Origin of the sequence: Dactylosporangium maewongense (assembly GCF_039531485.1) — a bacterium.
Classification (GTDB): Bacteria; Actinomycetota; Actinomycetes; order Mycobacteriales; family Micromonosporaceae; genus Dactylosporangium; species Dactylosporangium maewongense.
Genome location: NZ_BAAAQD010000006.1, coordinates 87,995 through 99,105, shown reverse-complemented (window position 1 = coordinate 99,105; position 11,111 = coordinate 87,995). Strand labels below are relative to the sequence as shown.

The 11,111-nt window shown below is 69.8% G+C and carries 9 protein-coding genes; 8 read left to right on the top strand and 1 reads right to left on the bottom strand.

From position 1 onward, the window contains the following. Nucleotides 1–44 precede the first annotated feature (44 nt). The gene (locus ABD332_RS17015) at nucleotides 45–1,607 is read left to right on the top strand and encodes a PucR family transcriptional regulator (RefSeq protein WP_344502900.1); all 1,563 of its coding nucleotides are present in this window, start codon (nucleotides 45–47) and stop codon (nucleotides 1,605–1,607) included. Between the two features lies 1 nt (nucleotide 1,608). On the opposite strand, the gene ABD332_RS17010 is transcribed toward ABD332_RS17015, so the two are convergent. Next, nucleotides 1,609–2,613, bottom strand: coding sequence for a coiled-coil domain-containing protein (locus ABD332_RS17010; protein ID WP_344502899.1), 1,005 nt, complete (start codon nucleotides 2,611–2,613; stop codon nucleotides 1,609–1,611). 44 nt (nucleotides 2,614–2,657) lie between these two features. Between ABD332_RS17010 and ABD332_RS17005 the strand changes: the two genes are divergently transcribed. The 7 genes from ABD332_RS17005 to ABD332_RS16975 all read left to right on the top strand — a co-directional run bounded on the left by ABD332_RS17005 (nucleotide 2,658) and on the right by ABD332_RS16975 (nucleotide 11,108). Next, nucleotides 2,658–3,935 (top strand): aspartate aminotransferase family protein, encoded by a 1,278-nt coding sequence (locus ABD332_RS17005; protein ID WP_425552222.1) that lies wholly within the window; start codon nucleotides 2,658–2,660, stop codon nucleotides 3,933–3,935. A gap of 352 nt (nucleotides 3,936–4,287) precedes the next feature. After that, on the top strand, nucleotides 4,288–5,301 hold the full coding sequence (locus ABD332_RS17000) for a MurR/RpiR family transcriptional regulator (RefSeq protein ID WP_344502897.1): 1,014 nt from the start codon (nucleotides 4,288–4,290) through the stop codon (nucleotides 5,299–5,301). Next, nucleotides 5,298–6,050, top strand: a complete 753-nt coding sequence (locus ABD332_RS16995; RefSeq protein ID WP_344502896.1) for a sugar isomerase domain-containing protein — start codon at nucleotides 5,298–5,300, stop codon at nucleotides 6,048–6,050. The genes ABD332_RS17000 and ABD332_RS16995 overlap by 4 nt, the downstream gene beginning before the upstream one ends. A 21-nt stretch (nucleotides 6,051–6,071) precedes the next feature. Further along, the gene (gene ngcE, locus ABD332_RS16990; RefSeq protein ID WP_344502895.1) at nucleotides 6,072–7,517 is read left to right on the top strand and encodes an N-acetylglucosamine/diacetylchitobiose ABC transporter substrate-binding protein; all 1,446 of its coding nucleotides are present in this window, start codon (nucleotides 6,072–6,074) and stop codon (nucleotides 7,515–7,517) included. Nucleotides 7,518–7,530: 13 nt separating this feature from the next. Continuing rightward, entirely contained in the window at nucleotides 7,531–8,439 is a 909-nt protein-coding gene (locus ABD332_RS16985; protein ID WP_344502894.1) for a carbohydrate ABC transporter permease, read from the top strand. 11 nt (nucleotides 8,440–8,450) lie between these two features. After that, nucleotides 8,451–9,368 carry a carbohydrate ABC transporter permease gene (locus ABD332_RS16980; protein WP_425552221.1) on the top strand — a complete coding sequence of 306 codons (918 nt, stop codon included), beginning with the start codon at nucleotides 8,451–8,453 and terminating at the stop codon, nucleotides 9,366–9,368. An 84-nt stretch (nucleotides 9,369–9,452) separates the two neighbouring features. Then, nucleotides 9,453–11,108, top strand: coding sequence for a bifunctional 3'-5' exonuclease/DNA polymerase (locus ABD332_RS16975; protein WP_344503239.1), 1,656 nt, complete (start codon nucleotides 9,453–9,455; stop codon nucleotides 11,106–11,108). Nucleotides 11,109–11,111: the final 3 nt, after the last annotated feature.

The following is an 11,111-nucleotide window of genomic DNA, read 5'->3' as shown; positions in this document are numbered from 1 at the left end:
GGGAGCGGTCAGGGGTGGGGTGGGAAGTTGTAGCATCCGCGCTGATGTTCCCGTCCGTGCGTGAGGTGCTCGAGCTCGACCCGGTCCGTAACGGTGCGCCGCGGGTCGTGGCGGGGGAGCGTGGGCTGGATCAGGCGGTGCGGTGGGTGCACAGCTCCGAGGTGCCCGACATCGCGACGCTGCTGCGGGGTGGGGAGCTGATCCTCATCACCGGGATCGGGTTGCCGCCTGATGATGCGGGGTTGCGGCGGTTCGTGGCCGAGATCGCCGACGTCGGGGCGTGCGGGCTGGCGGTGGAGATGGGGCGGCGGTTCGAGCGGCGGCTGCCGGCGGTGATGGTGCGGACCGCCGAGGAGCTCGGGTTTCCGCTGGTCGAGCTGCACCGGGGGACGCCGTTCGTGCTGATCACGCAGGCGGTGCACGGGATGATCGTGGATGCGCAGCTGGCCGAGCTGCGGGCGACCGCCGAGATCCACCAGCGGTTCACGGACCTGTCGGTGGAGGGGGCGGCGCCGGCGGAGGTGGTGGCGCAGACCGCGGCGCTCGCGGGGGCTCCCGTCGTGCTGGAGAACCTGTCGCGGCAGGTCCTCGCCTACGACGCGGCGGGCGGGTCCGCGGAGCTGCTCCTGGCGAACTGGGAGGCGCACTCGCGGGCGGTGCAGCCGGCGGGGCGCACCGGGCACGACGCCGGCAAGGGCTGGCTCGTGACGGTCGTCGGGGCGCGCGGGCAGGACTGGGGGCGGCTGCTGATCCGGCTGCCGGTGGCCCGGGACCGTGACGTGACGCTGATCGAGCGGGCCGCGGCGACGCTGGCGCTGGCGCGGCTCACCAAGAGAGACGAGCACCAGGACGCGCTGGAGCGGCAGGCGCAGTCGGCGCTGCTCGTGGCGCTCGTGGGCCACACCGCCCCGGTGGCGGACGTGATCGTGCGGGCGAAGGCGCTGGGCGTACACCTGGAGCGACGGCAGCTCGTCGGGGTTGTGCTGCGTGGGTGCTCCGCCGGGGTGGCGGCGCGGGCGTTGCGGGACACGTCGCTGGCCGGGCTCGCCGGGGCGCTCGACGGCGATCTCGTCGGGGTCCTGCTGGCGTTGCGGGCCGCCGAGGACGAGCCGGACGCGCTGCGGCGGCTCGCGGTGCGGGTGCGTGAGCTCGCCGGCGGCGCGGTGGTGGTCGCGGCGGGGGAGGGGGTCGCGACGCCCAGGGAGGCGCGCCGGTCGCTGCTGGAGGCGAGCCAGGTCGCGGTGTCGGTCCGGCGGCCGGCGGCCGGCCCGGGGGACGTCGTCCGCCTCGCCGATGTGGGCCTGCCGGGGCTGCTGCACATGCTGCGTGACGAGCCGCGGCTGCAGACGTTCGTGGAGCGGGAGCTCGGGCCGCTGCTCGCGCACGACGCCAGGAACCCCCGCGAGCAACTGTTGGGTGTGCTTCGGGTGTACCTGGAGTGCGGGCGCAACAAGTCGGCGGCGGCGGAGCACAGCCACCTGTCACGGCCCGCGTTCTACGAGCGGCTGGCCCGCATCCGCAGGATCATCGGCGCGGACCTCGACGACGTGCAGGCGTGCCTGTCGCTGCACGTCGCGCTGCTGGCCCTGGACGCGCAGCGGGACTAGCTCACTGCATCGACAGGTGTACGTGGTTGTAGTGGTCACCGGCGGGGGTGCCGTCGCCGCCGTACGACTTCCAGCCGCTGCTGGGCTGCCAGATCCGTTTGTACCAGATGACGTACTTGACGCCGAGGTTCTTCGCGTTGGCGACGCACCACGCGGCGAGCCGGTTGCCGTAGGCGAGGTCGTCGCCGGTCGCCCGGGCGTTGACGAACGTGCTCTTGTTGGCGGAGAAGTCGCACGCCTTGCCGAGCGGGTGGTCGCCGCCGCCACCGCTGCGGTAGCACGACGTGTAGTGCGTGAACCCGGCCAGCCTCGCCTCGTTGTAGGCGTTGAGCATCCGCGGGGAGATGCAGTTGCCGGTCGTCGGGTCCTTGAGGCTGCAGGTCTCCTTCGGATACGAACCGTCGGAGTTGCGCGCGACCGGCTTGGTGGTGACGGTGCCGCCCGTCGGGGCGCCGGTGGTCGCTCCGCCGCCGCCCGCCTTCTTCAGCGCGTCCTCGGCGGCCTTCTTGTTCGCCTCCATGACCTTCAGCTGGGCCTGCTGGTTGGCGACCGCCGCGGCGATGTCCGCCTTCTGCTGCTCCAGCTTCTTGCGGGTCTCGGCCAGTTCGTGCAGGGCCTTGTCGTCGCGGGAGATCATGTACTCGATCGTGGACATGTCGTGCAGCAGCTGGTCGGGGTTGTCGCTGCCGACCAGGACGTTGAACAGGCTGACGCGGCGGCCGCGGTACGCGGCGCTGGCGACCGACCCGGCCGACACCTCCAGCTCGGCGAGGCGGGCCTGGGTCTTGCCCAGTTCGGCCTCGATCGCCGCCTGGTCGGCGGTCGACTTGTCCAGGCGGCCCTTGGCGTCGTTGTATTCGCCGAGCGCCTTGTCGAGAGCCTGACGGACAGTGAGGTTGCTGCCACCGTCCTCGCCGGGCTCGGCGGCCGCGGGGTCGGCGAACACGATCACCAGCATGCATGTGGTGACCAGGAACGTGAGGATCCGTCGCGGCGCCGTCAACATCGCCGGACAGCATATCGAAGCAGCGTGAAAACGCCAGCGCGAGAATGTGCGGTATGGATGACCTACTCCGCCGGCACCGGGGCGTCATGCCCTCGTGGATGCCGATCTACTACGCCGAGCCGATCGAGCTCGTCACCGGTAAGGGCGCAAGAGTCACTGACAGTAACGGTCGGAGCTATCTCGACTTCTTCGGCGGGGTGCTCACCAACTCCCTCGGCTACGACGTGCCGGAGGTCCGCGAGGCGGTCGAGCGGCAGCTGCGGACCGGCATCGCGCACACGTCGACGCTGTACCTGATCCGCCAGCAGGTCGAGCTCGCCGAGAAGATCGCGCGGCTGTCGGGCATCCCCGACGCCCGGGTGTTCTTCACCAACTCCGGCACCGAGGCCAACGAGGCCGCCCTGCAGCTGGCCACCAACCGGCGGCAGAGCAACACGATCCTGGCCGTGCGCAACAGCTACCACGGCCGGACCGCGGCGACGATCGGCGTGACCGGCAACAGGGCCTGGTCCGCGTCGCCGCTCAGCCCGTTCAACGTCAGCTACCTGCACTCCGGCGACCGGCTGCGTGGCGTGCTGAAGGGCCTCTCCGACGAGGACTACCTGCGGGCCGCCGCCGAGGACCTGCGTGAGGTCCTCGCCACGACCACGGCCGGCCCGGTGGCGTGCCTGATCGCCGAGCCGATCCAGGGCGTCGGCGGCTTCACCAGCGGCCCCGACGGCCTGCTCCGGGTCTGGAAGGAGATCCTCGACGAGCACGGCATCCTGCTCGTCTCCGACGAGGTGCAGACCGGCTGGGGGCGCACCGGCGAGCACTTCTGGGGCTACCAGGCACACGGCGTCACGCCGGACCTGCTGACCTTCGCCAAGGGCATCGGCAACGGCTTCGCCCTCGCCGGCGTGGTCGGCAGCGCCGAGGTGATGGAGTCGGTGCAGGGCATCTCGTTCTCCACGTTCGGCGGCAACCCGATCTCCACCGCCGCCGGCAACGCGGTGCTCGACTACATCCTCGACCACGACCTGCAGGCCAACGCCGCGCGCGTCGGCGGCATCCTGCTCGACGGGCTGCGGGCGGTGTCCTCGCCGGCCGTCGTCGAGGTCCGCGGCAAGGGCCTGATGCTCGGCGTGGAGCTCGTCGACGTCGCCACGACCAACGCGGTGTTCGAGGCGTGCAAGCGCGAAGGGCTGCTGGTCGGCAAGGGCGGCCTGTACGGCACGACGATCAGGATGGGCCCGCCGCTGAACCTGAGCGAGCAGGAAGCCCGTGAAGGGCTGGAAATTTTGACCAAGGTACTGACGGCGCATGGGAGCGCTTCCGACTGAGTGCGCTCACAAGCGGTGCAAAGGGCCGAACGGACCGAAAGGGTCTGTTCGGCCCTTCTTCATGAAAACCACCGATCACCGCGGCATCCCCGCTTGTAACAAAACGGGCTATATCTGCGGCTCACCCTGACGATCACCCGGTCGCATCTGGTCTTCTTGGTCGGGTCGGCCAGCGCTCGGCGGCCGGGGTGCAGACACGTGTCGAACGGCTCTGAGCTGCACTTTTAGCTGTCTTTAAGATCCACTTCTTAGGTAACAGTTTGAAAACTTCGCCCAACTCCTTGACAAGAAGGGCCCCTCAGTAAGAACTTTTACCACTAACAGTTAAGGAACTTTGCTGAAAGGGAACGACATGGCATCTCGCGAGGAGCTCACGACGGCGGTGCACACCGCTGTCAGTGCCTCGCCGGTGTCGTCGATCCCGGCGGGCGCACCGTCCGGCCAATTTTCTGGCGCCGACGGCTTCCCGGCCATCGTCACCGGCGACAGCGTCCTGGCGAAGGTCCGGGCGCAGCTGCCCGAGCTCACCGGTGCCCTGCAGCGGGTCGCCGAGCTGATCCTCGCCGACCCCGCCGCCGCGGCCCGCTCGACGATCGTCGAGCTCGCCGAGCGCAGCGGCACCTCACCGGCGACCGTGACCCGCTTCTGCCGGGCACTGGGCTTCGTCGGGTACGCCGAGCTGCGCCTCGCCATCGCCGGTGAGACCGGCCGCGCGTCGCGTACCGGCGGCTGGACGATGGACATCGGCCGCGAGATCCAGCCGACCGACCCCCTCGAGCGTGTCCTCGGCCAGATCATGGCGGCCGACACGCAGGCGATGCACGACACCGCCTCGCTGCTGGACCTCACCGAGGTCGAGCGCGCCGCGGAGGCCATCGCCCGGGCCGACCGGGTCGACATCTACGGCGCCAGCGGCAGTGCCCTCGTCGGTGGCGAGATGCAGTTCTGCCTGCACCGCATCGGCATCGCCGCGTGGGCGTGGACCGATGTGCACAACGGCCTGGCCAGCGCGGCGCTGCTGAAGTCCGGCGACGTGGCGCTGGGCGTCTCGCACAGCGGCCAGACCCGCGAGACCATCGAGATGATCGCCGAGGCGAGCAGCCGGGGCGCGACCACGATCGCGCTGACCAGCTTCCCGCGCTCGCCGCTCGCCGAGGTCGCCGACATCGTCATGCTCACCGCGACGCAGGCGACGACCTTCCGGCCCGATGCCCTTTCCGCCCGGCACCCCCAGCTGGTGGTGCTGGACCTGCTGTACATCGCGGTGGCGCAGCGCACGCACGAACGCGCGCACGCGGCCTTCAGTGTCACCGCGCAGGCGGTCGCCGGTCACCGGTCGGCCAGTGGAAAAGAGGCATCCGCATGACCGTCACTGCCCATGGCTATGTCTCCGCGATCCAGACGGTCATCGACCGGATCGCCACCACCCAGGTCGGCAACGTCAGCCAGGCGGCCGACCACATCGTCACCGCGCTGCGCGCCGGTGGCCTCCTCCAGGCGTTCGGCACCGGGCACTCCGAGGCGGTGGCGGTGGACTTCGCCGGCCGCGCCGGCGGGCTCGTGCCGACGAACAAGATCCTCCTGCGGGACCTCGTCGTCTACGGCGGCCAGGACCCGCAGATCCTCGAGGACGAGAAGCTGGAACGCGATCCCCGGATCGCCGCCCAGCTGTACGAGATCGCCGCGCCGCGTCCCGAGGACGTGTTCGTGATGGCCTCACAGTCCGGGATCAACGGGGGGATCGTCGAGATGGCGCTGCTGATCAAGCAGCGTGGACACAAGTTGATCGCAATCACGTCGGTCGAGCACACCGAGAGGGTGTCCCCCAGGCACCCCTCGGGCAAGCGACTCGCCGATATCGCCGACGTCGTGCTGGACAACGGCGCGCCGTACGGTGACGCACTGCTGTCGCTGGATAGCGGCGGCGCGGTCTGCCCGGTCTCTTCGGTCACCAACGCGCTCATGGCGCAGCTGGTGGTCGCCGAGGTCGTGCGACGCATCGAGGCTGCGGGCGAGGTGGCTCCCGTCTACCTGTCCGCAAACGTCCCCGGCGGGGACGAGCACAACCACACCCTCGAGTCGCGGTACGCCGGACGTGTCCGGCGCACCGCCTGACCCGAACCGAGGAGACAGATCATGTCCGTTACCCCCGAGTCCCCGTCGACGCCGAACGCGCTCTCGCGGCGGACTGTCCTGCAGCGCGCCGCCGTTGCCGGCCTCGTCGCCACGCCCGCGGCGGGCTTCCTCGCCGCGTGCGCCGACAGCGGCAGCGACGACGAGCCGGGCACCAGCAACACCGGTGCCGTCAGCGCGACCAACCCGCTGGGTGCCCCCGAGGACCAGCCGATCAACGTCGTCATCTTCAACGGTGGCTACGGCGACAAGTACGCGACCGACGTGCACGAGCCGATGTACAAGAAGGCTCACCCGAAGTCCGAGGTCAAGCACCAGTCCAGCCAGGCGATCTCCACCCTGGTGCAGCCCCTCATCGCCGGTGGCAACGCGCCGGAGTTCGTGAACAACTCCGGTGAGAAGTCGCTGGACTTCGGCGCGCTCGTCGCCGACGGCCAGCTGCAGGACCTGACCGCGCTGTTCGACGCGCCGTCGGTCGACGACCCGACCAAGAAGGTCCGCGACACCCTGGTCCCCGGCACGGTGGACACGGGCTCGTTCAACGGCAAGCCGTACGTCCTGTACTACGTCTCGACCGTGTTCGGCATCTGGTACTCCGGCAAGCTCTTCGCCGACAACGGCTGGGCCGCGCCGAAGACGTGGGCCGAGTTCACCGCGCTGTGCGACAAGATCAAGGCCAAGGGCATCGCCCCCTACGCCTACGCCGGTGCCAACGCCGCGTACTACCAGTGGAACATCATCCTCACCAGCGCCGCGAAGATCGGTGGCGCGGACGTCCTCAAGAACATCGACAACCTCGAGGACGGTGCCTGGAAGACCGACGCGGTCAAGCAGGCCGCCGAGGCGTGGGCCGAGATCGGCGCCAAGTACAACCTGCAGGGTGCCGAGGGTCTCAAGCACACCGACGTCCAGCTCAAGCAGAACCAGTACCAGCTGGGCATGTACCCGTCGGGTGACTGGCTCGAGAACGAGCAGAAGAAGGACACACCCGAGGGCTTCAAGTACCAGATGATGACCACCCCGAGCGTCACCGGCTCGGACAAGCTCAAGTCGACGGCGCTGCGCGCGACCGCCGGTGAGGGCTACATGGTCCTGGCGAAGAGCAAGAACCCCAAGGGTGGCATGGAGTACATGCGCCAGATGCTGTCGAAGGCCGGCGGCAAGGGCTTCACCGAGGTCGTCAAGGCGCCCACGGTGGTCCTGGGCAGCACCGACGGCCTGACCTTCACCCCGGGCACCCAGTCGTCGCAGGACGCGCTGAAGGCCGCCGGCTCCGAGGTCTTCAACCTGTTCTTCGACGGCTGGTACAAGGACCTCGACAAGGAGGCCCGTACCGCCACCAACGAGCTGATGTTCGGTCGCATCAAGGCCGACCAGTTCGTCGAGCGTATCCAGAAGAAGGCCGACGAGATCAAGAAGGACTCGTCGATCACCAAGTTCAAGCGCTGATCGGAGCCTGATCATGCGGCATGGGAGAGTCCCCTTCATCCTGGGGTTCCTGGTTGCGCCGGTAACGCTCTACACGTACTTCGTCCTGTGGCCGTACGTGCAGACGATCAATCTGTCGTTCTACCAGTGGCGCGGCTTCACCAAGAAGCGATGGGTCGGGCTGGAGAACTACGATCGGATGCTGCACGCCGACCGGTTCTGGCAGGCACTGGAGCACCACGCAGTCATTCTCGTTCTCCTGCCGCTGGCCACGATCGCATTCGCCCTGTTCTTTGCCTTCCTCCTCAACGTGGGAGGCAAAGGCAGGGGTGGCAAGACGTCGGGGGTCTGGGGGTCGAGCTTCTACCGGGTGGTGTTCTTCCTCCCCCAGGTCCTCGCCGTGCCGGTCATCGGCGTGCTCTTCGCGACGGTGTACCGGCCCAACGAGTCCGGCCTGATCAACGGTGTGCTGTTGAAGGCCGGGCTCGAGAAGCCGATCGGCTTCCTGATCGAGAAGAACCTGGCGCTGCCCGCGCTCATCGCGGTGCTCGTCTGGCAGGCGGTCGGCTTCTACGTGGTGCTCTTCTCCGCCGGTATGGCCAACATCCCGGCCGAGATCTACGAGGCCGCCGAGCTCGACGGCGCGTCCAAGGTGTCGCTGTTCTTCCGCGTCACGCTGCCGCTGCTCTGGGACACGATCCAGACCGCTTGGGTGTACCTCGGAATCCTCGCCTTCGACGCGTTCGCCATCGTGTCGGTGCTCGCCCAGGACAACGGTGGACCCGACGGCGCGACCACCGTGCTCGGCCTGGAGATCTACAACAACATGCAGCAGAACCGCTACGGCGACGCTGCCACCTACGGTGTCGCGCTGTGCGTGCTGTCGCTGGTGTTCGCCGCGTTCACGCTGCGGCTCACCCGTCGTGAGTCCTACGAGTACTGAGAGGCCGAGACATGACCACAACCATCGGCCGCGACGCGCCGGGTCAGCGCAGCGGCGGGCACGGTGCCCGCGTGGTACCGAAGAGTGAGCGCCCGCGCAGCAAGCCCAATGTGGCCGGCGCCTTCGGCCACGTGTTCCTCGCCATCTGGGCCCTGATGATCATCATCCCGCTGGCCTGGGTGTTCCTGGCGTCGTTCAAGAACACGACGGAGATCTTCAGCGCACCGTGGACCCTCCCGGACCACCTGCGCTGGGAGAACTGGAGCCGGGCCTGGAACAAGGCCCACGTCGGCCAGTACGTGCTCAACAGCGTCCTGGTCGTCACGCTCGCGACGTTCGGCACGATGCTGCTGAGCTCGATGGCCGCTTATGTACTGGCGCGCTACAGGTTCTTCGGCAACCGGATCATCTACTTCCTGTTCGTGGCCGGCATCGCGTTCCCGCCGTTCCTCGCCGTCGTGCCGCTGTTCTTCCAGGTCAAGCAGCTCGGCCTGCTCAACACGTACACCGGCCTGATCATCGTGTACATCGCGTACTCGCTGCCGTTCACGATCTTCTTCCTGACCTCGTTCTTCCGGTCGCTGCCGAACTCGGTGGCCGAGGCGGCGACGATCGACGGCGCCTCGCACACCAGGCTGTTCTTCTCGGTCATGCTGCCCATGGCCAAGCCGGGCCTGATCAGCCTCACGATCTTCAACCTCATCGGTCAGTGGGGCCAGTTCCTGCTGCCCCTGGTGCTGATGGCCGGCGCGGAGGACAAGTGGGTGCTCACCCAGGGCATCCAGGACATCTCCACCGCCGCGGGCTATGAGGCCGACTGGTCGGGTCTGTTCGCCGCCCTGACGATCTCGATCCTTCCGATGATCGCGATGTACATGGTCTTCCAGCGGCAGATCCAGGCCGGCCTCACCGCCGGCGCAGTGAAGTAACCCACCAAAGGCACGCGCACCCCCGGCGGTTTCTCGAAAACTGTCGGGGGTGTGCGATGTAATGCGGTCGTGCTCATCGCGGTGATGCCCTCAGGTGCCGGTGGTCTGATCAGACCGCTGGCCGACGACGGCACCCCGAGCGGCTCCGAGCGCCGCGTCGACGACCTCGCCACCGCGGTCGCCGCAATCGAGGCCCGCGACCGGCCCCGCTGGCTGTGGCCGTCGACCGCCGAGCTCTATCCGCGCCTCCTCGCCGCCGGCGTCCGCGTCGAGCGCTGCCACGACCTGGAGCTCGCCGAGGCGCTCCTGCTCGGCGCCGAGGGCCACTGGGGCCAGCCCCGCTCCCTCGCCGCCGCCCACGCCCGGCTCACCGGCGCCCCCGTGCCGCCCGACCCGCCCTCCCGCGCCGCCCTGCCACCGGGCGAGGCGCAGGACTCGCTCTTCGACATCGCGGCGGACTCCGAGCTGCCGCTCGATGCGGTGCTCGGTGTCTTCTCCGCTCAGCGCACCCGCGCGGCGGCGGCGCCGTCCATGGCCCCCGGCGGCGGCGCCATGCGCACCCTCGTCGCCGCCGAGTCCGCCGCCGCCCTCGTCGCCGCCGAGATGGGCGCCGCCGGCCTGCCGTGGCGCGCCGACGTGCACGACGCCCTGCTCCGCGAGCTGCTCGGCCCGCCCTCACCGATCGAGGGGGCGCCACCGGCCCGCCTCGTCGAGCTCAACGCCCGGCTCAACGAGGCCTTCGGCGCCCGGGTCCACCCCGACTCGCCCGCCGAGGTCCTGCGCGCCTTCGCCCGCCAGGGCATCACGCTGCGCAACACGCGCCGCTGGGAGCTCCAGCACGTCGACCACCCCGCCGTGCCGATCCTGCTGGAATACAAGGAGCTGTATCGGCTCTGGGTCGCGCACGGCTGGTCCTGGCTCGACCAGTGGGTCAGCGGCGGCCGGTTCCGCGCCGAGTACATCCCCGGCGGCGTCGTCTCGGGCCGCTGGGCCACCCGCGGCGGCGGCGCCCTGCAGATCCCCAAGGTCGTGCGCAAGGCCGTCATCGCCGACCCGGGCTGGACCTTCGTCGTCGCCGACGCCGGCCAGCTCGAGCCGCGCATCCTCGCCGCCGTCTCCGCCGACCACCGGCTCGCCCGGGCCGGCGCGGCCGGCGACCTCTATGCCGCGCTCGCCGCCGAGGCCTTCGACGGCGACCGCCCGAAGGCGAAGGTCGCGCTCCTCGGCGCCATGTACGGGCAGACCGGCGGCATGGCCGCACCCGCCCTCGCCGCCCTGCGCCGCTTCTACCCGACCGCCTGGGACCTCGTGGAGGAGGCCGCCCGCACCGGCGAGGCAGGCGGGCTGGTCCGCACCTGGCTCGGCCGCACCTGCCCGCCGTCGTCGGTCAGCTGGCGGGAGGGCTTCGACGAGCCCGGCCTGGAGGTCGACGCCCGCGGCGGGGCGAGGGGCCGGGCGCGCGGCAGGTTCACGCGCAACTTCGTCATCCAGGGCACCGCCGCGGAGTGGGCCCTGGTCGTGCTCGCCAGGCTCCGCACGCACCTCGCCGGCCTGGCCGCCGAGCTGGTCTTCTTCCAGCACGACGAGTTCATCGTGCACTGCCCCGCCGAGGAGGCACCGGCGGTGGTGACGGCCGTCCACACCGCCGGCGACGAGGCCCGCCGCCTGCTCTTCGGCGACACCCAGGTCCGCTTCCCACTCGACGTCGCCGTCGTCGACCGCTACTCCGACGCCAAGTAGCCA